Here is a 21033-nt window from a genome sequence, read left to right on the forward strand (position 1 = left end):
GCGATCGGCAAGGCCGAGCCGGTGGGCCTGTTCGTGGAGACGTTCGGCACGGCCAAGGTCGACCCCGCTGCGATCGAGTCCGCGATCGAGCAGGTCTTCGACCTCCGTCCGGCCGCGATCATCCGGGACCTGGACCTGCTGCGGCCGATCTACTCGCAGACCGCCGCGTACGGCCACTTCGGCCGCGCGCTGCCGGACTTCACATGGGAGCGCACGGACCGGGCCGACGCCCTGCGCAAGGCCGCGGACACGGCCTGAGGCACCCGCCCCACCCTGCACCGCCCCACGGCGGCCTTGCCCCACCGTGTCCCGCTCCCGGCCGGGAGACGGGCCGGACACGGGCGGCCCGTCGGGTGCCCGGTGGAGCAGGAGCCAGTGAGCGGCGGCCCCAGCGCCGGGCTACCCGGACCCGAGCGGAGCGGCATACAACTCCACCAGGAGTCCCGCCCCCGCCCCCGAGCCGTCCGCGCCCGCGGCCGCCGTCCACCACCCGCGAGCACACCACCTCACCGAGGAAGGCCGGCCGTGACGACGTTCTCCTTCGAGTTCTTCCCGCCCAGGACGGCCAAGGGGGAGCGCACCCTGTGGGAGGCGATCCGCCGCATCGAGCCGCTGCGGCCGGACTTCGTGTCCGTCACCTACGGCGCCGGCGGCTCCTCCCGCGACCGGACGGTGGCGGTCACCCGGCGCATCGCATCCGAGACCACCCTGCGGCCCGTCGCGCACCTGACCGCGGTCGGCCACTCGGTGGCCGAACTGCGCCGGATCATCGGCCAGTACGCGGACGCCGGCATCCGCGACGTCCTGGTGCTGCGCGGCGACCCGCCGGGCGACCCCAAGGGGCCCTGGACGGCGCATCCGCAGGGCTTCAGGCACGCCTGCGAACTCGTCGAACTGGTGCGCTCGCTGGGCGACTTCAGGATCGGCGTGGCCGCCTTCCCCGAGAAGCACCCGCGTTCGGCCGACTGGGACAGCGACATCCGGCACTTCGTGGCCAAGTGCCGGGCGGGCGCCGACTACGCGATCACGCAGATGTTCTTCCGCACGGACGACTACCTGCGGCTGCGCGACCGGGTCGCGGCCGCCGGCTGCGACGTCCCGATCATCCCCGAGATCATGCCCGCCACCGACCACCGGCAGCTCGCCCGCTTCGCCGAACTGTCCGACGCCGCCTTCCCCACGGACCTCGCCCAACGCCTGTACGCGGCCCGCGACACGGCGGGCGAGGGCCACCGCATCGGCGTCGAGTACGCCACCGCCATGGCCGGGCACCTCCTCGCCGAGGGCGCCCCGGGCCTGCACTACATCACCCTCAACAAGTCCACGGCGGCACTGGACATCCACCGCAACGTACAGGCCCTGCGGCCCGCGGAGCCCCTGCAAGCCGGCTGACCCTGGCCGCGGCGCCGTACGTGGAGGGTCGCTGCAGCCGAACTCGAAGTTCCCTAGCAGGCGCGGGACACGGGCCGCCTGCGTCCCTAGGGTGAGGCCTGCAGATCCCCTCCCCGTGCGTGCCCGCCCGCCCCCTCCCCCGAGGGCGGGCGGGCGCTTCACACATGAGGCAGGGCCCGGCCCCCGCCTCCCCGCCCGGGGACACCGGGAGAGGGCCCCCGAAGCGGGAGCCGGCACGGCAGGCCGCTCAAGCCCGGCAGGCACGTCGGCGCAGGGGACCCGCAAGCCGGTCGGCAGGGCAACCGGGAGGGCCGGGCCGCCCGTCGGGGCGCCGGGATGCCGAGGAGGAGTGACTGTGGGCCGGGCCGAGGAGTTCGAGGAACTGCGCCCGCTGCTGCTCAGCCTCGCCCACCGGATCCTGGGCAGCGCGCGCGGCGCGCAGGACGCGGTGCAGGAGACCTGGCTGCGCTGGCAGACCTGCGCCCCGCGGCCCGGGCAGAGCCGGGCGTTCCTCGCGGCGGCGGTCACCCGGATCGCGGCCGAGGCGCTGCGCACGGCCCGCATCCAGCGGGGGGACCCCGTCGGGCCGTGGCTTCCGGAGCCGCTGCCGGGCGACCCCCACCGGGACCCGGAGGAACCGGCGGAGCTGGCCGAGTCGCTGGTGACGGCCACCCTGCTGGCGCTGGAGCGGCTCTCCCCGCTGGAACGCGCGGTCCTTGTGCTGCGGGAGGTGTTCGGGTGCGCGCTGCCGCAGGTCACGTCGGCCGTGGGCTGCTCGGAGGCGGCGGGCCGCCAACTCGCCGCCGCGGTCCGCCTGGCCAGTGACGGCGGCGGTACGACACTGCCGTGGCCGGCCCGCATCACCGGCGCGGCCACCGTGGCCAGGGTCCTCACGGCGATCATCCCGCCGCTGGTGCGGATCGGTGTGACGGTGGAGCAGAACCACGCCGTCGACCGGCCGGAGGTGATCCTGCGCGACCGCAACGGCAGGGTCCTGCACGCCCTGGCGCTGGGCATCCTGGACGGACGGATCCACACGGTCCACCTGACGGCCGCCCCCGCCCGCACGACATCGTGGACGCCCCCGCGCCCGCCCCGGCACGACAGCCCGCACTTCGACGACCCGCCCGGGCACGACGACGACTGACGACGCCCGCTGTGAGGTGAGGTGTGGTGCGCCCGTGCTCTCGCCGCAGCGGACGGGCCGGCGCCCGGTGGCGTCGTGCCGCAGCGCCAACGGTGCCGAGCCGCATCGCAGTGCCGGACGGCCGCCGCGGAGCCGCGGGTTCCTGTCAAGATCGCGTTCCGAGTGATCGGGACCCGTCTCAGGCATGTCTCAGCCGTGTCATCGGCTGAGCAGGGCCGTCAGGGCGCCCCGTGTTGTGGGGGACGGGCCGCGAAACAGTCGCGGCCGCCTCACTCGAAAGGCCCAACTGCCATGATGAGCAAGCGTTTTGGGATGGTCGCCGTGTCTGTCGTCACCGGCGCGCTCCTGCTGACGGCCTGCAACGGTGAGGACTCCGCGATCGGCGGCGGCGCGCGTGCCGAAGGCGCCGGCCGGGCCGCCGGCGGGCACGCGTCGGCCGGTGCGGAGCACACCGGCGGGAGCAACTCCGGCAAGGGCGCGGGACGGTGGGAGAAGAACAGGGCGGACGCCGTGTTCTTCGCGTCGGTCATGACCGGTGCCGACGAGGTACCCGTCCAGGGCGGACCGGCCGTGGGCGACAAGGACGGCCATGCCCTGGCCCTCATGCGCATCCAGGGCGACCAGGTCTCCTACGCGTTCACGTTCACCGGGACCGCGACGCCGACCCTCGGCCACCTCCACAAGGGCGCCAAGGGTGTCAACGGCGATGTGAAGATCCCCTTCTTCACCAAGAAGCTCGAGAACGGCAGCACGTTCGCCCACGGCACGGTCACCGTCGACGACCACGACCTGCTGGAGGGCATCAAGGCCAACCCCCGCAACTGGTACTTCAACCTCCACACCGCCGAGTTCCCCGGCGGCGCCGTCCGCGGTCAGGCCTACAAGCTCCCCTCGGGCATCCACGTCCCCGACACCGTCACCGAGAAGACCCTCGACTCCGTGATCGGGAACGCCGCCTAGACCGTGCGCAGGGCGCCCGGCACACGACGGAGACCGGACGGCGAACGGGGGCATCCCGCCTAAACGGCGGGGAGGTCGAGGATGCGGGCGGGCAGTTCCCTGGCCGCCCCCCTCTCCGTCTCCCAGAAGGCCTCGAGGTAGTCGGAGGGGGCGCGTTGCCCGCTGCGGCCGGGCGCCTTTTCGCTGAAGAGGACCTCGCCGTCCGGGCTTTCCACGTAGGAGACGAGGTCGTAGTCCTGCTCGGGGAATTCGAAGACGACGTAGGGGGATCTGAACAGCGGGTAGATGCCGGCGCTGAACGGCACATACATGATGTGCACGTTCTCCACTTCGTTTAGCTGGACCAGGTTCTCCAACTGCCGACGCATTACGGCTTCGTTGCCGACGGTCCGGCGCAGGGCGGATTCGTCGATGATGAACCACATGCTCGGGCCGTCCGGCCGCAGAACCCGGGCCTGGCGTTCCAGCCTCAGCTGCAGGAGTGCTTCCGCTTTGTCCTGGGTCTCTTCGAGTCCTTTCAGCAGGTGTGACGCGTACTCCTCCGTCTGCAGGAGTCCGGGGATCAGATTGGGTTCGAAGTTGCGGATGATCGGCGCGGAGGTCTCGTAGGTGAGATAGGTGAGGAAGTTCGGGGTGGCCACCGTGCGCCAGGGCTCCCACCACGACGGCAGCCGCGCCGCGCGGCCCATCGCGATCAGGGTCTCCTGCTCCTCCTGCCCGGCGCCGTAGTGCTGGATGAGGATCCGGACGTCGCTGGGTGACACACGGTTCTTGCCGTTCTCGATCCTGATCACCTTCGAGGGGGACCAGTCCAGCGCGGTGGCGACCTCACGTTGTGTCAGACCGGCCTGCTCGCGGGCCCTTTTGAGGCGGTCGCGGAGCAGTTCGCGCTGAAAGAACGGGTCAAGGGCATCCATGTGTCGTCCTTTGCGGTCGGGGTCGGCCATGGGGGTGCGCGACTGCGGGCCGGGCGGCACCGTGGGGGCGGCGGACGGCGTGGTGGCTGTCTGCACGGTGTGACGGTGACTCATGTCGTGGTGCCGGGAGGCGGGAAGGCTGCTCACGGCCGGCCTCCTGGCGGTGTGCTGTGATGCGTTGTGCTCCCGGCGTCGTGCGCGGGGGACAAGTGCCACATGGCTCCACGGCTAGTGTCGTTGTGCCAGTACCAGCTCACAAGGAGCAGTTGGCGCGGGGGGCGCAGCGCGGGAGTGCGCTGGTGGTGCGGGGTTCGGCGGTGCGGTGTCCTGTGCCGTGGCGGAGAGGACGCAGAGGACGCTGTCGCCCCGTGGGGCGGGCCGGCCGGCGGCGGTGTGCCCGACGCTCCCGTCCGGCGGGTGCCGGGGCCGCGGGCCGCTGCCCGGCCGAGCGGCGTCCGCCCCGTCCGCAGAGGGCGGGCCGGGGACGCCGCAGCCTTCCGCGCCGCCACGCGTGGCCGGTTGACGGCCCACCGGTGGGGCGGGGTGGAGTGAACCGCTTGTGCTGGCAGGCGTTCTGCCTGATGCTCAGGTCCAGGTGGCAGTTGTGTACCGGGCCTGTGGCCGCATCGCGGCGTGCGAGGTGGCATGGGTAGGTACGGCGTGCTGCCGGGTGGCGTTGTGGCAGGAGGATGGGTGTGCCGCTGATTGACCCTGCTCTGCAGCGACGTCGGCTGCGTGAGCAGCTGCGTCGCTTACGGGAGTCGAAGCATCTGACACAGCGGGCTGTCGCCGACGAGCTGGAATGGTCGCACTCGAAGATCATCCGGATCGAGGCGGGAACCGTGGGCATCTCGATCACGGACCTCCGGGCGCTGCTGGCGCTGTACGAGGTGGCCGACGCGGCGCAGGTCGACGCGATGGTGTCGATGGCACGGGCGGCGAAAGAACGCCCCTGGTGGGACCGCTACAAGAATTCCGCACCCCAGGCGTTCGTCCTCTCGATCGCGTACGAGAACGCGGCAGCGGTCATCCGCAACTTCGAACCCGATCTCGTTCCCGGGCTGCTGCAGACAGAGGAGTACGCGCGCGAGGTATTGCGCTGGACCTCGCCGCCCGACCAGTTGGAGGAGCGGGCGGAGCTGCGCCTGGAGCGGCAGGAGAGGCTGTTTCGGCCGGACGGGCCGGAGATGCATTTCATCGTCGACGAGGGCGTCCTGGCGCGGACGGTGGGAAGGCCGGGAGTGATGCGCCGGCAACTGGTCCAGCTGAGGGAACTGGCCGACCATCCGAAGATCACTCTGCGCGTGATCCCATTCCACCTCGGCCTGTACCGGTATTTCACGACGTCGTACGTGATCTATGAGTTCGCCGAGGCGGACGAGGACATGGCGTTGTACCTGGAGACGCAGGCACGGCACAAGGACGCCATCGTCCGGGAGGGGCGGGATTCCATCACCGAGGATTCCGTCGCCCACTACCTGGAGAATTTCTACGAGCTGGAGATCAAAGCTCCGGCGCCCGACGCGTACGCGTTGATCGAGGCGAACGCCGAGCGGATAGGGCACAAGACGGGAGTGCCCGCCGCAGGCGGGCCCTCCGCCGTTTCCGCCGTGATCCCGCTGGATGGCGTGGAAGAAATCAGCGCCAGTACGGGAGATCTGGTCGAAGGGGTGGAGAGGGTTGAAGAATAAGAAAAGGAAACCCGACTCCCCGGCCGTCCGGTCGCCTACCGCAAGCCGCTGATGAATGCCTGCCAGGAGTGGGCGGGAAAGGTCAGGACGGAACCGGCAGGGATTTTCGAATCCCGCACGTGCAGTGCCTCGCAACTGGCTGCAACCTCAACGCAGTTGCCCCCTCCGCTTGCGCTGCTCTTCACCCAGGTCAGCGGGGGGCCGGGAATTTTTTCCATCAGAAGGCTCCGGAACAGAAAAGTGGCAGGATTTGTCGTGCGCACGCGGGAATAGCGATGCGCGTGCCAAACATACATGAGCCACCGGCCCACGGCTCCCCGGGGTGGCATAGGCGTGTGATGTTCGGCGCCCGTCCAGGTGTGTCGCGCGGAGTGCGGCCGGCGCGGTGATGGCATGCACGCATCGTCCTGGGTGCGGGCAATGGGACGGGTGCTCTGCAGGTGGAAGAGTGCCAGTTCGCTTTGTGCCAGGTGGCTGCGTGCGAGGTGGGTGGCCGGGTGGCGGTCGGCGATGTGGCGGCGTCCGACTTTGCCGTTGGTGCCTGGCGTTGAGCATGGCGGCTGACAGAAAGAAGCCATCTGCTACTTGGCAGATGGCGCTGTATTGAAGATACTGGAGCAGGTATCCACGGCCCCTTGTTGACGGACAGGGGCACCCCTTCGCGGCGGCTACCGCGAAGGATATGGACGGGTTTGCACTGAATGACGGATCCAGTGCAGGCCCGTTTTCCTTTCCCTGGAGTAAAGACCCCCTTGGCATGCCTCCTTTCGTCATGCAAAAATTACCAAGAGGGATGCCTGCCCTTTACAAAGGGAAGGCATGCGTCTCTCGAGGGAGAAGGGAGGTGGAAGTGAATAGGGAGATTATTAAAGTCGTCGCGGACGCGATGCAGAGCTGGGCCAAGACGATGCGCCTGTGTGCGATTCTCTCCGCGGTAGCCGCCGCGGGAACCGTGGCGCTCCTGGTCATGTAGCGACTGTCCTTCTTCATGAGGCAGTGGATACCTGTGAGGTGGAGACCCCCTCCCTTGCGGATGGTCTCCACCTCTGCCCGTGCCCCGGACGGCCCCCTCGCCCCGGACGACAGCCCTGCCCCGCCCCGCCCGCGCCTGGGCGAGCCCTTCAGGTTCCCGGCGGGTGATGCGCCCGCGTTCCGTCCACCGTGGCGGCGCCGCCACCGGACGGTCGGCGAACTCCCTTGTCCGGCCTGCGGGTGACGCCCGGTGCGACGAGAGCGTCCCCGTCGTCGTCATCGAAGGCCGCCGGGACGACAACGCGTGCGGTACGGGTGCCCGTACCGATCAGTCCGGGGCGAGTACCCCGGTGGGCCGGACCGTTTCGGCGCCGCCTGCCGCTTGGCCCACGACCCGGACGCTCGCGGTGCCGGTGATGGCATCTGCAAGGCGGCGCGGATCAGGGCACGGCCCGCTCCCCGCCCCGAACACGTCTCGGGGAGCGGGCGGCGCGGAACCCTCCTTACGCTGGTGGGGAACACGTTTTCCCGGACTTCCCCGGACCGCGGACGCGGTCCTGAAGGTGGCGGCCATGCGTGCCTCGCTGATCCAGCTGTCCGTGGACTCGACGGACCCGCCGGGCGCGGCGGATTCCGCGGACGAGCGCCGCCGACGCGCCGCCGCGCTGGTCCGCGGCCGGGCCGGCGACGACCTGGTGGTCCTGCCGGAGTTGTGGGCGGCCGGCGCGTGGTCGTACGACCGCTGGGACCGCGACGCCGAAGGGGTCGACGGACCCACCGCGCAGGCCATGTCCGCCGCGGCACGCCACGCGGGAGTCTGGCTCCACGCCGGATCGATCGTCGAACGGGACGACGACGGGACCCTCTACAACACCGCCCTCCTCTTCGACCGGGACGGCGAGCTGCGCGGCCGCTACCGCAAGATCCACCGGTACGGCTTCGACACCGGCGAGGCGACCTTGATGGGCGGCGGCGAGGAGATCGTCACCGTACCCACCGACTTCGGGGTGGTCGGCCTGGCCATCTGCTACGACCTGCGCTTCCCCGAACTCTTCCGGGGCCTGATCGACGCGGGCGCGGAACTGATCGCGGTACCCGCCGCATGGCCCGCGGCCCGGCTCGCGCACTGGCAACTCCTCACCCGCACACGGGCACTGGAGGAACAGGTCTTCCTGCTGGCCTGCTGCGCGAGCGGCACCCACGGCGGTATGCGGCAGGCCGGACACAGTGTGGCCGTCGACCCCTGGGGGACCGTGCTGGGCCGGGCCGGCACCGGGCAGGAGACGCTGAGCGTGGACTTCGACATGGCCGAGGTCACCCGGATGCGTTCCGAACTCCCCGTCCTGCGCGACCGCGTGCTCGCCGTCGAAGCACCCGCCAGGCCCTGACCGACCGCGGCCCGGACCGCCGCCCGCACCGTGCCAACCACCCCTGCCGCACAGCCGGTTGCGTACCACCCGGGGCATGCGGGGCAGTGCATCCTGCCCGGCGGTCGCACGGCCGATGACGACGTCGGCTCCAGCCGCGACCCGCGGCTGGAGCCGACCCCCTGTACCTGACCGGTCCTCAGAAGGGTTACCTGCGGGCCCATTTGGTCCGGTGGCGCGCCGCGCGTGCGCGGGTGGGGCCTAGAACTCCTCGACGAAGTACGGTTCCACGGTCATCCAGCCGTTGCCGCGGGCGCCGTGGCGGGTGCCGTTGTCGTTGCGGGCCAGGGTGTACCAGGAGTCGACGTAGTCGGGGTCGTCCGTCCACCAGTCGTTGGGGATGGCGTCCAGGATCGCGTTCACCAGGGGGATGTAGGTCCCCTGGTCGGTGACGGTGAGCAGGACGGTGGCGATGGCCTTGGCGAGGTCGCGGTAGTTGGTGCTGCCGTCCTCCTCCATCATCACGGCGTCGGCCAGGTTGTACTTGTAGTTGCCCCAGTTGACCAGGATCTGGCCGGGCCGGTAGACGGTGCCGTCGTTGTCGAGGTACGGCATGTCCACGGGGTCGACGCGTACCTTGCCGTCCTGCCCGAACCCGGTGACCAGCGTGTAGATCTCGGCGTCGCCCTTGACCCAGGGCTCCTCGTCGTCCGAGAGCTCGACCGCCGCGATGCGAGTGGTCCAGAAGCCGTCGGCAGCGGCCCGGGCCCCCTGCTTCCCGGCCGCGTCCGCGTGGGTCTTCGATGCCGATGCCGATGCCGATGCGTCGGAGGCCAGGCCGTGGTGGTGCAACTGCCGGTTCAGGACGCCGAGTCCGGCGGCCAGCGCCTTGGAGCTGTCGATGTCGACGACATAGACGGGACGGTCGGGCGCGTGACGGGCGTCGAGGGCGTGCGCGCGGCCCCGGCTGTCGTAGGCGACGACCGTGGTGGCGTTGTCGTCGCTTGCCGCGGGGGCCACCCAGGGCGCCTGTCCGTCGGCCAGCGCGTCGCGCATGCCGTCGTCGCCGAGCCGCAGCCGCAGCAGCGAACCGATGTCGGTGTCGAGGCCCTTGGCCGCCGCGATTTGGCGGTCCGCACGGACCAGCTCGGACGTGAGTCCGCTGCCGCTCCGGTCGGCCAGTGCCGTGATGGGCACCTCGTCGGCGGCCAGCGCGGCCTGCTGGACGCGGGTGCGCCAGGTGGAGTCGGAGAGCGAGCGGGCGAGGGAGCGGGCGACCTGGTCCTGTGCGGAGGCCACGGTGGTGGCGGTGGCCGGAGCATGAGGGGCGGCGGCTGCGGGTAGTGCCACGAGGGCCTGGCCGGCGGCCAGGGCGAGCAGGGACGCCACGATGGCGGCAGCGCTGTGGCGCCGCGGCTGACGAGGTCTCACTTGAGGATCCTCCCAAGGAGCGGGTGCGGACGTTCGCGGAGGTGGAGCGAGCGAGCCGTGGAATCTATGCGAGTAGATCGGCCGGTGTCAGGATGGCGGGTGCATGACATTCCAGCAAGAGGTGGAACGGAACGCGTCCCCGCACTTCGAGGGCCCGGTCCGCCACCGCCCTGCCGCCTCGCGGCGGTTCACGCTTACCGCCCTCGCCGGACGCCCCGCCCCGCCCGGTTCGCGTCGACCGCGATCCCGCAGTCCCCGCCCTGCCCGGCCGCGGCCTCGATGGCCGCCACCCCCGCGTGCGCCCGGTCGGTGCGTAATGGGGGCCCGCCGTTCGGGCCGGCGGCGCCGAGCTGCCGTCCGGGAGCCCGCCGGACCGGCCGAGGCGAACCCCTCGGGCCGGGCGGCGGCGCCCGGGCCTGACGCGTGGCACCTGACGCGTGACGCGTGTCCTAGCGGTGGTCGTCCTCTTCCTCGCAGGCCTTCCAGTGGCCGTCCAGGTCGCGTACGAGCGTCAGGTCGTCCGTGTTGGTCTCCCTGTCGGAGGGGTCGTGGGAGTCGTTGCTCTCCGTGACCACGGACACGGTGACCATGGCGTGGTCCCCGTCGACCTTCTCCTCCTTGACGTCGATGTCGACGATGCGGTCGCTGGACGAGTCGCGTATCTCGCGCCAGTAGTCGTCGTCCTTGATGTCCGCGCGCAGTTCACCGCAGGAGAGATCGGCCAGCGCGGTCCGGTCGAATTCGGTGAACGCGTGCACCCAGTCGCTCGCGACGTCGCTCGGGGTGGGCTCGCTGTCGGCGCATCCCGCGGTGGTGGCCAGGAGTGCGCCGAGGGACACGGTGAGCAATGCGGTTCGGGCATGGCGAAGGGCAGTGGAAACGGGCACGACGTTCCTCGATGCAGGTGAAGTGACGGGAATGGCTTGGGCGCTCGAACCCCCGAGGGCGGCGCCGCGCATGCCGTGGATCTTGGCTGCGGTCGACGGCCCGCGCAAGGTTGCTGTCCGGTCTGAGCCACCCTTTCCCAAATGTGAGTGCATAGTGCACGCGATGTGTTCAGTATGTGAAACCCGCAGGTGGGAAGGGTGCGATCCGGGACTCGAGTGCTTCTTGATCAAGGGGTGACAGCCCGCTCCGCGTACTGTAGAAAGATCAACCACTGCCGGTGGGTCACCGCGCAAAGCAGTCATGTCCATCGGTGTCGGCACCCGTCTCGTACGGGCTCGCCGCGCCGCCCGCGAGCGATCACACCAACGCCCCGGCCCGCGCCCGCCGGCCGCGCCGGGCCTGCTGCCATCAGGAACACGCCATGCCCTTCCCCTTCCGCGCCCGTCCGCGGACACCGACACCTCCTCGAACCTTTCGACCCCGCACGGCCCCATGGAGCGCCGGCCACGGCCCGGCCGGCCCCCTCGACTTAGCCGGCCGCGTCACGGCCTGACCGGTCACGCGCCCGACCCCGGCCCTTCGCCGACACCCCGGCCCACCCTCGGCGGGTACGCATGACCTCGCGCGGCCGAACTCGCCCCCGTCGCCAGGGCGTGCCTCGGCCACCACCCCCGGCCGTCGCCCTCTGTCACCAACCCGGCCACCGCCACCGGTCCCGCCGTCGCTCCAGGGGCAACTCCCCTTCGTCCCCGCGCTGTCCGTCGCCCCGCTCCCGGCCGCGCCCGGACAAGTGCCCCCGAACGCCCCCGGAGGCCGGGCACATCGCCCGACCTGAGGCCGGCAGCGCCGACCCTCGGCCCGGGGCCGGGCCGGGCGAACGAGCGCCGCAACCCCACCGGAACTCGCCTGCCCGGCACCTCCGTCGACGCTGCCGCCACCGCGGCCCACGCACGCGGGATGCCACAAGCACCGCCGCGTCGACGGCGATCCCACGGCGCAGGTGCTCCGACGTCCCGTCCGTCGGCCCGCGCCCGCCCGCCCGGGCCCCGCCTCGACGGGACCCGTCGGCCTCTCGGGACCGGCTGCCACCGCACGCCCTTGGGCCCGTACGTCCTCGCGGCCGAGAGGCGGTCAACGACCGTCTCAGGTCGGCCGTCCGCTTCATCGGGCTTTGCTGAACGGCATGCTGCAGGCTGTGCCGTATGACGGCGACTTCGTCCAGAACCTGCTGGTCAACAGCGGTGAGCCGCGGCGTCGAGTACAGCATGATCGGCTGATGCCCAGTTCCTGTCGCTCGGTATGGCGTGGGCCCGACGGGCTTTCCACGGCTCGGCAGGCTGTCGGGGCGGCACGTCCGTCACGGCCGCAGCCCCGCCCGCCGGAGCGCGACCGCGGACAGCTCGGCGATGACCTGCTGGTCCCCGCGCCGCCAGGCGTCCGCGAGGCCGCCCGGCGGGGCGGGTACCGCCGTGAGGTCGCGCAGCGGCCCCATGAGAGCGCGCAGTGCCAGCAGGTCGGCGCCACCGGGGGCATCGAAGACGCGCCGGGTGGTGACGCTGCGCCGGATCCAGCGCATGCGCAGCGGAAGCCACAGCACCAGGACGAAGGACACCGGCAGGACGATCAGTGCGATCGCGGTCAGCGTCGCCACCTGGCCCACGATGTCCTGCAGCGACTGCCCCGCGTCCGCGAGCCCGGTCCCGGCGTCGGCGGCCGACTGGAGCGGCTTCTTCAGCGAGTTGCCGACCAGCGGAACCTTCGAGGCCGCGTCACCGGCGTCACCGAGACCGGACGCGAGACTGTCGCCCGCGTTCTCCGCCTGGCGCCCCGGCTCGGCCAACTTCAGTATCACGTCACGCACGGCCAGGGCGAACCACACCGCCGCCGCGATCAGGGCCACGGCGATCAGATCCGCGACCACCTGACGACTCCGGCGCACTGGGGTCTGGGCGTAGAAGCGCATGGGCGTACTCCTGTTCCGGCGTGTGTCGACGAGGACGTGGTCCAGCCAAATGAAGTGCGGCGGCCGAGGCGGGGAGGCACCGCCGGTCGCTCGACCGTCCGGGGGACGCGGACATCGACGCGGACATCGACGCGGACATCGACGGGCCGTCGAGGCGGATGCCGAGGTGCCGGCCACCACGGCCGCGAGTCGCGCCGCGCGCCGCGACGGCCGCCCGGCGCCGGGCCGCAGACCCGGCCCCGGCACCCTCCGACGCACCGGACGGCGGACGCCCGCGCCATGGTGACATCGCGTCAGGCCGACGTTCCGGCCCCGCGTGCGCGGGCGCTCGACGGCGTCGGACACGGGGAGGGCGCCGCGCGCCACGGCGGGCGATGCCCGGGCGGCCCTGGCGCACCGGGACGCCGAAGGCCCGACGCGGGCGCGTCCGTGTCGTCGAGCGAGAGGGCCACCCTCCGCAGCGCGGCAGGACCGCTCTGCGGGACGCCTCGGGGTCCGGGACTTCGCCACTTCTCATCGTCTCCGCCTCGGTACTGCACGAGTCCACGGACCGGCCGGAACAACTGCACGGGACACCGCCTGTGGCGTCCCTCGGCGCCCTTGCCCTCCGACAGCGCCCCGGTCGTCCCGTCCCGGCGCGGTCGGCGCAGCTCACTCGTACCCGCGCCGCGCCGGAAGTACCCGGCGCGAGCACCGCCCGGTACGGCACCCGGGACCTCGACCCCGCCCGTGGTCGAACGGGCCGTCAGTCGTTGCTGCGGCCCAGCGCCCGGCGGAGTCCGTGGGCGGCGGCGCCGGCCGTGATCACCGCAGTGCCCGCGAGCACGGAGGCGAGCGGCAGGGCGAACGCCAGGACCAGGCAGCCGGCCGTGCCGGCGATCGGCACGATCCGGGCCGGGCGGCCCTCCTCGGGAGTGAGGGTCCAGGCGGAGGCGTTGGCGATGGCGTAGTAGGCCAGCACACCGAAGGAGGAGAAGCCGATCGCGCCGCGTACGTCCACCGTGGCGGCCAGGACGGCGACGACGGCGCCGACGGCGAGTTCGGCGCGGTGCGGCACGTGGAAGCGGGGGTGGACGGCGGCCAGGGCGTGCGGCAGGTGCCGGTCGCGGGCCATCGCCAGGGTGGTGCGCGAGACGCCGAGGATCAGCGCGAGGAGCGAGCCGAGCGCCGCGACGGCCGCACCGGCCCGCACGACGGGGGCCAGAGCCGGGACGCCGGCGGCGCGGACCGCCTCGACCAGCGGATCGGTGGTACGGGCGAGCCGGTCGGGGCCCAGCACCAGCAGGACGGCGACGGCGACCGCCGCGTACACCGCGAGGGTGATGCCCAGCGCGAGCGGGATCGCGCGGGGGATGGTCCGCTCGGGGTCGCGGACCTCCTCGCCCAGAGTGGCGATGCGCGCATACCCCGCGAAGGCGAAGAACAGCAGCCCGGCCGCCTGAAGCACCCCTGCGAGGGAGGTGTCCGTGCCGAGGTCCAGGCGGGCCGCGTCCGTGGAGTTCGAGGTGAGGACGGCGGTGACCACGGCGGCCAGCACCGCCAGGACGACCGTGACGATCACCCGGGTCAGCAGCGCGGACTTGCGCACCCCGGCGTAGTTCACCGCGGTCAGTGCCACCACCGCCGCGACCGCGACCGCGTGTGCCTGGGACGGCCACACGTAGGAACCCGCGGTCAGTGCCATCGCCGCGCACGACGCGGTCTTGCCCACCACGAAGCCCCAACCGGCCAGGTAGCCCCAGAAGTCGCCGAGCCGCTCGCGGCCGTAGACATAGGTGCCGCCCGACCGCGGGTACCGGGCGGCCAGCCGTGCGGAGGACGTCGCATTGCAGTACGCCACCGCCGCCGCCAGGGCCAGACCGGCCAGCAGCCCGGATCCGGCCGCCGAGGCGGCCGGGGCCAGCGAGGCGAAGATCCCGGCGCCGATCATCGAACCGAGCCCGATCACCACGGCGTCCGACACGCCCAAGTGCCGCTTCAGCTCCCCTTCGCCGGCCGGCGTCACTGGCGTACCCATCGCTCACTCCTCGACGACGTCCCCCCGGGACGACCTTCAATGACGGACCTCGACAGCGGCGCACGATATAGGAGCCGGATGTCGGGCCGACGCCGGACCATCCCGGCACCCTGCTGCACGACCCCGAACCCCGAACCCCGAACCCCGAACCCCGGACACGGGACACGGGACACGGGACACGGGCCGAGGGCTTCGGCAGCCCGTCGCCGTCCGCACACCGGCGGCCCCCGCCCACCGCTGCGCTCGCGCCTCCCGGACCGTGCCGCGACAGTCCCGCCGCACCCGAGCCCCGCCGCACCCGCCCGCCGATCCCGCGCCGATCCCCGCGGGCCGCACGAGGACGCCGGCCCGGCCCGCGTGCCGGTCAGGGCCCCCACCGGTCCCACCGGCGACGCCGACACGTCCGTACCACCGCGCCCACCGATCGGCCGAGCGGGCGACGCCGGGGGGAGAACCCGCGCCACAGGGAAGGCATCGAGCACGCCGCCCGCCCGGCGGCTGCCGGGACCCCGCTTCCGGTGCCGCCCGGGGAGGCCGCCCGTCGCACCGGCGGTGCGCGCCACCGCAGGCCCGGGCGGCGGCGACCGTTTCCGCGGACCGGTCCGGCACCGTGCCGGACGCCGAGAACAGATGGGTGCCCCGTGAAGAGCAAGACAGCGGAACCACGAACACGCGAAACGCGGCCCGCGGTCGGCCGTACCGGCAGATGGGCCAGGCGGCTGACCGCCGTCACGGGCCTTCTCGCGCTGTGCGCGCTGCCGGTCGGACCCGCGGGCGCGACCCGAGGAGAGGCCCATCCGCCCGCCCGGCCGTCGCTGTTCGTGTCCGACTACGGCAACAACCGGGTGGTGCGGCTGCAGGCGGGCGGGGGAGGCCAGACCACGGTTCCCCTCGACGGCCTGGTCCGCCCGACCGGCATGGCATGGGACGCCGCCGGCACCCTCTACGTCTCCGACACGGGCAACAACCGGGTGGTGAAGCTGCCCGCGAACGGCGGGCAGCAGTCCACCGTCCCCACCACTGACCTGTCCCGCCCGCTGGGCCTCGCGGTCGGCACCACCGGCGACCTCTACATCGCCGACAGCTTCAACGACCGCGTGGTGAAGGTGTTCGCCGACGGCAGCGGCCAGAGCACCGTGCCCACCACCGGACTGCTCCACCCCTGGGGCCTGGCCCTGGAGGCGGACGGAGACCTGTACATCTCCGACTTCGTCAACGACCGTGTCGTGAAGGTGCCCGCCGACGGCAGCGGGCAGAGCACCGTCCCCGCCACGGGCCTGTCCCAGCCGACCGGCCTGGCCGTGAACGCCGCGGGCGACCTCTACATCTCGGACAGCGGCAACAACCGCGTGGTGAAGCTGGCCGCGGGCAGCGGCGCGCAGAGCACGGTACCCACCACCGGCCTGAGCTCCCCGCTGGGCCTGGCCCTCGACGGCCGCGGCAGCCTCTACGTGGCCGACGGCTTCAACAACCGTGTGGTCCGCGTTTGGGAGAGGGGCACCGGCGGCCAGACCACGCTCCCCTTCTCCGGCCTCAACACACCGACCGGCCTCGTGTTCCCGCCGATGCGCCCCGGGCCGCGCCCGCGCTGAGCCTTACCGGGACGGGCACCACCCGGACGAGTACGCGTCCCGTACCGCCGGACTGCTCCTCGCTGTCCCCGCCCGCCGCCTGCTGCCCGCCGCCCGCCGCCCGCCGTTACGACCGGCTCGGGGTCGTCGCGGCGGCGGCACGTCACAGGTGGTCGAGGGAGGCGGCGGTGACGGTGCGGCGTCCGTTGGCGGACGGCGCGGAGACCACGCCGAGGTGTTCGAGCGCCTCAAGTGCCCTGCGGGCCAGGGGGCGGGAGAGGGCGAAGCGCTCCTGAAGCATCACCAGGGTGGCGCGCTGCTCGCAGACGACGGCGTCGGCGATGTCCTGGAGGACCTCGGCGCGCAGCCCGGCCCGCTCGGCCTGCCGGGCGAACTCCTCCTCCCGGGCTCCGGACGCCGGGGCGGAGCGGCGCGGGCGAGGGGATGCCGGTGCGCGGCCGGTGCCCGGGGCACGGGGGCCGGCGCCGGGCCCGCCCGGCGCGGTGGTGCTCGTCGCGGTCGCCTGCATCAGCTGCAGGGCGGGCGGGTTGACCGGAGTGGGCGTGCCCTGCAGGTCGTACTGGAACAGGGCGATGCCGTGCCGCGACGCCCAGTCGACGGCCGGCGGCGTGTAGCCGGCCAGGGCGAAGAACAGCGCCGCCCTCCCCTTGGCGACGGCGACGCCGTGCAGTTGCTGCACGACGGGACGGCTGGTGGGGCTGCCCTCCTTCTTCACCTGGGCCACGGCGTGCTCGGCCAGCACGTCGATGCCCTCGTCGGCGCCGACGGGTGTGGCCACGGCGTCGGTGAAGCCCAGGTGGCGCATCCAGTCGACCGCGACGAGTTCCGCGTCCCGGGCGGTACGGATCAGCCGGTGCCCGGGGCGGTCCGCCCGAGCGGGGGCCGGCGGGCGGGCGGCGGCCTCGGCCCGGGCCGCGAGAGCGACCCGCAGCCCGGGGTTGGTCCCGAAGGGGAACGCCAACTCGCCGACCCTCAGTTCGCCCCAGTCCTGGTCGGGCGTCTCGACGACGTCCTGCGGCCCGGGCTCGCACCGGTAGGACAGTCCCTTGTCCGCGACGGCGCCCCCGCGGTCGGTGAGGATCAGCAGGGCGGGGCGCTGCCGGTCGGTGAGGGTCGTGGACCGCGCGACGCACAGGATGCGTTCGTCGACCGCGATGTGCGCGCGGGCCAGCCGTGCGGCCTCGGCACGAAGGCGCGGCTGCCGTGCCAGGCCCGCCCCGGACAGGCAGTGCTCCAGGGCCTCCTCCTGCGGTGTGCCCCGCGGCGGAAGGTCGTCGAGCAGCGCACGTACGGCCTGCCGCAGGGCGAGGGCGGCTTCGGCCGTACGGCGCTCCCGCTCCCGGACCTGTGCCTGTACCTGCTCCTGTTCGGCCCGCGCCGCGGCGTCGGCCGTCTCCTGTTCCCGCTCCGCCCGGAGGTGCCGGGCGTAGGCGTCACTGCGCCGCCCGGCCGGTGTCCGGCCGAGTACCCACAGCACGGCCAGGCCGAGTGCCAGCAGGCCCGTCCCGATGCCCCACATGACGGGGGAGACGAACGCGCCGACGAGCAGTGCGACCAGCCCGAGGAAGGTCACGCAGCCGACCACCCCGGCGATCGACTCGTACCGGGTGTCGCCGGGCGTCCGGGGGCCGTACGCGGCCGTCGGGACCGTGTCGTCCTTTCGCCCGCCGGCCGGCTCGGGCGGCCGACGGCCCGCGGCGCTGCGGCCCGCTCCCTTGCAGGCCGACTCGTCGTGCGGGTGGGAGCGGACGATGCCCTCCTCGTCGATCGGCACCCGGCGCCCGCACACCGGGCACCTGCCCTGCTTCACCAACGTGTCCCCCAGCCCGACGTACATGAGGGCGCAACAGTAGTGGTCCCGGCCCGGCGGCATGCCGGCCCCTCCCGCGGGCAGGGAGCGCGTCGTCCACGGCGTGCTTGCGCACGGCTGCGGAGTCTGCGCGGCCGGTCGGCTGGAGCCGGGCGCACAGCGGCGTCCCGGTGTCCGGCGCCCGGTGCCCGGCGGTGCGCGTCACGTGCGGGCGGTCGGCTCCGGACGCCCGTCGGGAAGCCGGGACGGCGACCGGCCGGACAGGCCGAGTTCGCCCGCCCGCAGCCCGGCCTGGAAACGGGAGCCGGCCTCCAGCGAGGCCATCAGCTCGGCCACCCGCCGCCGGTAGGTGCGCAGCGAGATCCCGAGTCGCCTGGCCGCGGACTCGTCGGTGAGCCCCGACCCGAGCGCCTCGAGGACCGTCCGGCCCTCGGCGTCGAGGTGGGGAACCTCGCCGCGCAGACAGGCGTCGAGATCCACCGCGCTGTCCCAGACCGCCCGGACCAGCGAGTGGACGCCGTCGATCAGGAGCTGCGACGTCGTCACGGTGTACTCGCGTCCCGAGGGGGTCTGACGGCCGGCCAGGATCATCACCCGCCGGTCGATGATGATCGTCTCGTGGGGCAGCGGCGAGCTGCTGATCCGCACGGCGGCGCCCTTGCTCCGCACCAGCCGCAGATGCGCGCGGGCCTCCTCGTCGACCAGCGCGAGCGGGCTGAGCAGCTTGTGCGCGGTGAAGGCGGGGGAGTCCGGTGCGCGCATCCTTGCGCGGACCGCGGCCCCGGCCTCCGGCTGCGACCAGGTACTGAGGTCCCGGGCGGCGCACAGGAACTCGCTGCGCGCGGACGCGAAGAGATGACCGGCACGAGCGACCAGCTCCGCGTCCCCGTGGACGGAGAAGACCTGTTCGCTTCGCATTCCTCCAGTCTGGCAGCAACCTGTCACGGCCTCGCCCGGCGTGGTGGCCGCGGACAGCATGAGCGCATGACGACCACGACGTTCACCCTGGGCGGGGACCTGACCATCAACCGGCTCGGCTTCGGCGCGATGCGCCTGGCCACGGGCACCTTCGACGGCCCGACGCGCGCTCCCGCGACCGGTGCCGCGGTACTGAGGCGGGCCGTGGAGCGCGGCGTCAACCACATCGACACGGCGGGCTTCTACGGCAGGGGAGCGGTACGGGCCAACGAGCTGATCCGTACGGCACTCGCCCCCTACCGCGACGACCTGGTCATCGCGACGAAGGTCGGACCGCTGCCCGGAGCGGACGGTGTGCCGAGCGGGCAGGCGGGGCCCGGCGGGCTGCGCGCCCTGGTCGAGGCGGACCTGCGCGCCCTCGGCCTGGAGCGGCTCGACCTGGTCCACCTGCGGGTCGGGGGGATGACCGGGCCGGGCGGCGAGTCGATCGCCGAACGGTTCGCGGTGCTGGCCGAGTTGCGCGCCGAAGGGCTGATCCGGCATCTGGGTGTCAGCAACGTCGACGCCGCCCAACTCGCCGAGGCCCGGGCGATCGCTCCCGTCTCGGCGGTCCAGAACCGGTACAGCGACGACATGGAGCTGCTGGCCGCATGCGAGGACGGGGGCATCGCGTACACGCCGTACTTCCCGCTCGGCGGCGGCCCGGGCGGCACCCACCCGGATACCACCGACCGTATCGCCGAGGTGGCGGCACGCCTGGGCGCGAGTGTCGCGCAGGTCAGGATCGCCTGGCTGCTGGCGCGGGCCCCGTCGGTGCTGGCGATTCCGGGCACCGGTTCGCTCCCGCACCTGGAGGAGAACCTCGCGGCGGGTGAACTCCTCCTCAGTGAAAAGGACTTGGCGGACCTGAACGGCCGACCGGTCGGCTGACCACGACGTGACGGGACCCGCCGCACCACCGCAGCACGCCCCGACTGCCGACGGGGCCGGGCCGGGGCGGGGTCGGAATCGGGAGGACGGCGGCGGGCGCGCCACGCGCGCAGGCGCCCCGTCGCGGGCCCGGCCCCCCGGTGACCGCTCGCGCAGCGGATCAGCCGTCGCGCAGCCGCCCGCGGTACGAGAGGACGGCCGTCAGCGCGAACAGCAGCGGCGCCCCCACCCCCATGACCGTGAGCGGGCTCAGCACGGACTCCAGCCAGCCGGGCAGGTCGACGAACAGCGGCAGCAGCATCAGCACCGTCAGCGGGATGATCCCCAGCATCAGGGCGACGAACCCGGCCATGACCGCCCCCTGACGGGCGTTGCGCCGGTGGATGACGACGGCGGCCCTCGCGTCGGGCGCCCAGTCCTCGCCGCGCAGTTCGGTCCAGGCGCCCAGCAGCACCCCGAGTTCACGCTCCACGTTCACGTGCACGTCGTCCACGAACGGCAGCATCACCTTGCTGCCGTCCCGGCCGTAGGCGTGTACGAGGACCTGGGCGGCACCGCTCTGCATGGCCGCCGCCGGGTTGATCTCGGCCCTGATGTCCTGGACGTCCTCCCAGGCCAGCCGCCGTCGTCTCACCATGCTCCGCACATGGATCGCCTTGATGTCCACCGTGGTGGAACAGTGCAGGGTGGCGTAGAACAGCCATCCCATCAGGGCCAGCCATCCGAGCAGGAACGAGTAGGTGACGGAAGCGGGCAGGTCGTCGGCGCCCAGCACGACACCGACCACGCTCAGTGTGCCCAGCGCGATCACCCACAAGAACGCGTGCATCCTGCCGCGCTTCATCCGGTACTCGCGCGGAAGTGCGCCCAACCCCACACCGCCCCCTCGTCGTCGCCCGCCGGAGCACCATGGTCTTTCCTCAACTCCCCTGTGTCGAGGGCCAATTGGGGCGAACGGCGAAGCCTGTGCGGGAGACGTCGCGGGGTCGGGGAAGCTCGGTATCGGCCCGCGGGTCCCCGGACGGCCTTCGGATCGGC

Annotated in this window: 17 protein-coding genes; 8 read left to right on the forward strand and 9 right to left on the reverse strand. The window is 72.7% G+C overall.

The window, feature by feature from the left end; translation table 11 throughout:
• The 4 genes from IE265_RS36515 to IE265_RS36530 all read left to right on the forward strand — a co-directional run.
• Positions 1-258, forward strand: a 258-nt coding sequence (locus tag IE265_RS36515) for a methionine adenosyltransferase domain-containing protein (RefSeq protein ID WP_190040091.1), incomplete at its 5' end; no start/stop codon positions are given.
• Between the two features lie 267 nt (positions 259-525).
• Positions 526-1392: a methylenetetrahydrofolate reductase [NAD(P)H] gene (gene metF, locus IE265_RS36520; protein WP_190040092.1), complete on the forward strand. Its 867-nt coding sequence runs from the start codon at positions 526-528 to the stop codon at positions 1390-1392.
• A gap of 349 nt (positions 1393-1741) precedes the next feature.
• Positions 1742-2539, forward strand: a complete 798-nt coding sequence (locus IE265_RS36525) for a sigma factor (protein ID WP_190040093.1) — start codon at positions 1742-1744, stop codon at positions 2537-2539.
• Between the two features lie 312 nt (positions 2540-2851).
• Positions 2852-3499, forward strand: coding sequence for a CHRD domain-containing protein (locus IE265_RS36530; protein ID WP_229916942.1), 648 nt, complete (start codon positions 2852-2854; stop codon positions 3497-3499).
• A gap of 59 nt (positions 3500-3558) precedes the next feature.
• Here the strand turns inward: IE265_RS36530 and IE265_RS36535 are convergent, their stop codons facing one another.
• Positions 3559-4416: a helix-turn-helix domain-containing protein gene (locus IE265_RS36535; protein ID WP_190040095.1), complete on the reverse strand. Its 858-nt coding sequence runs from the start codon at positions 4414-4416 to the stop codon at positions 3559-3561.
• Between the two features lie 695 nt (positions 4417-5111).
• Here IE265_RS36535 and IE265_RS36540 point away from each other — a divergent pair.
• Entirely contained in the window at positions 5112-6107 is a 996-nt protein-coding gene (locus tag IE265_RS36540) for a helix-turn-helix domain-containing protein (protein ID WP_190040096.1), read from the forward strand.
• Between the two features lie 35 nt (positions 6108-6142).
• Here IE265_RS36540 and IE265_RS39180 read toward each other — a convergent pair whose 3' ends face one another.
• Positions 6143-6685, reverse strand: a complete 543-nt coding sequence (locus IE265_RS39180) for a DUF397 domain-containing protein (protein WP_308434850.1) — start codon at positions 6683-6685, stop codon at positions 6143-6145.
• Positions 6686-7651: 966 nt separating this feature from the next.
• On the opposite strand from IE265_RS39180, the gene IE265_RS36550 reads away from it, so the two are divergent.
• On the forward strand, positions 7652-8467 hold the full coding sequence (locus tag IE265_RS36550; protein ID WP_190040098.1) for a carbon-nitrogen family hydrolase: 816 nt from the start codon (positions 7652-7654) through the stop codon (positions 8465-8467).
• Positions 8468-8707: 240 nt separating this feature from the next.
• Here the strand turns inward: IE265_RS36550 and IE265_RS36555 are convergent, their stop codons facing one another.
• From IE265_RS36555 to IE265_RS36570, 4 genes are all read right to left on the reverse strand, one after another.
• Positions 8708-9877: a DUF3103 family protein gene (locus IE265_RS36555; protein WP_190040099.1), complete on the reverse strand. Its 1170-nt coding sequence runs from the start codon at positions 9875-9877 to the stop codon at positions 8708-8710.
• A gap of 449 nt (positions 9878-10326) precedes the next feature.
• Positions 10327-10716: an Rv0361 family membrane protein gene (locus IE265_RS36560; RefSeq protein WP_190040100.1), complete on the reverse strand. Its 390-nt coding sequence runs from the start codon at positions 10714-10716 to the stop codon at positions 10327-10329.
• Between the two features lie 1406 nt (positions 10717-12122).
• Entirely contained in the window at positions 12123-12728 is a 606-nt protein-coding gene (locus IE265_RS36565; RefSeq protein WP_190040101.1) for a hypothetical protein, read from the reverse strand.
• Between the two features lie 745 nt (positions 12729-13473).
• Positions 13474-14745, reverse strand: coding sequence for an APC family permease (locus IE265_RS36570; RefSeq protein ID WP_190040102.1), 1272 nt, complete (start codon positions 14743-14745; stop codon positions 13474-13476).
• 641 nt (positions 14746-15386) lie between these two features.
• Here IE265_RS36570 and IE265_RS36575 point away from each other — a divergent pair.
• Entirely contained in the window at positions 15387-16337 is a 951-nt protein-coding gene (locus IE265_RS36575; RefSeq protein ID WP_308434851.1) for a virginiamycin B lyase family protein, read from the forward strand.
• A 142-nt stretch (positions 16338-16479) separates the two neighbouring features.
• Here IE265_RS36575 and IE265_RS39060 read toward each other — a convergent pair whose 3' ends face one another.
• Positions 16480-18174, reverse strand: a complete 1695-nt coding sequence (locus tag IE265_RS39060) for a restriction endonuclease (protein ID WP_190040103.1) — start codon at positions 18172-18174, stop codon at positions 16480-16482.
• A gap of 174 nt (positions 18175-18348) precedes the next feature.
• A complete protein-coding gene (locus IE265_RS36585) occupies positions 18349-19065 on the reverse strand; it encodes a helix-turn-helix domain-containing protein (protein ID WP_190040104.1) in 717 nt (238 codons plus the stop codon).
• 66 nt (positions 19066-19131) lie between these two features.
• On the opposite strand from IE265_RS36585, the gene IE265_RS36590 reads away from it, so the two are divergent.
• Positions 19132-19995, forward strand: a complete 864-nt coding sequence (locus IE265_RS36590; protein WP_190040105.1) for an oxidoreductase — start codon at positions 19132-19134, stop codon at positions 19993-19995.
• Positions 19996-20155: 160 nt separating this feature from the next.
• On the opposite strand, the gene IE265_RS36595 is transcribed toward IE265_RS36590, so the two are convergent.
• A complete protein-coding gene (locus IE265_RS36595; protein WP_190040106.1) occupies positions 20156-20824 on the reverse strand; it encodes a PH domain-containing protein in 669 nt (222 codons plus the stop codon).
• Between the last annotated feature and the right edge of the window lie 209 nt (positions 20825-21033).

The sequence above is a fragment of the Streptomyces fructofermentans genome (genome assembly GCF_014651055.1).
In the GTDB taxonomy this organism is placed as follows: Bacteria; Actinomycetota; Actinomycetes; order Streptomycetales; family Streptomycetaceae; genus Streptomyces; species Streptomyces fructofermentans.

Coding starts and splice junctions, on each gene's coding strand:
- IE265_RS36550 (WP_190040098.1), top strand. CDS start 7,652: ATGCGTGCCTCGCTGATCCAGCTGTCCGTGGACTCGACGGACCCGCCG.
- IE265_RS36585 (WP_190040104.1), bottom strand. CDS start 19,065: ATGCGAAGCGAACAGGTCTTCTCCGTCCACGGGGACGCGGAGCTGGTC.
- IE265_RS36570 (WP_190040102.1), bottom strand. CDS start 14,745: ATGGGTACGCCAGTGACGCCGGCCGGCGAAGGGGAGCTGAAGCGGCAC.
- IE265_RS36530 (WP_229916942.1), top strand. CDS start 2,852: ATGGTCGCCGTGTCTGTCGTCACCGGCGCGCTCCTGCTGACGGCCTGC.
- IE265_RS36535 (WP_190040095.1), bottom strand. CDS start 4,416: ATGGATGCCCTTGACCCGTTCTTTCAGCGCGAACTGCTCCGCGACCGC.
- IE265_RS36590 (WP_190040105.1), top strand. CDS start 19,132: ATGACGACCACGACGTTCACCCTGGGCGGGGACCTGACCATCAACCGG.
- IE265_RS36595 (WP_190040106.1), bottom strand. CDS start 20,824: ATGCACGCGTTCTTGTGGGTGATCGCGCTGGGCACACTGAGCGTGGTC.
- IE265_RS39180 (WP_308434850.1), bottom strand. CDS start 6,685: ATGGCTTCTTTCTGTCAGCCGCCATGCTCAACGCCAGGCACCAACGGC.
- IE265_RS36565 (WP_190040101.1), bottom strand. CDS start 12,728: ATGCGCTTCTACGCCCAGACCCCAGTGCGCCGGAGTCGTCAGGTGGTC.
- IE265_RS39060 (WP_190040103.1), bottom strand. CDS start 18,174: ATGTACGTCGGGCTGGGGGACACGTTGGTGAAGCAGGGCAGGTGCCCG.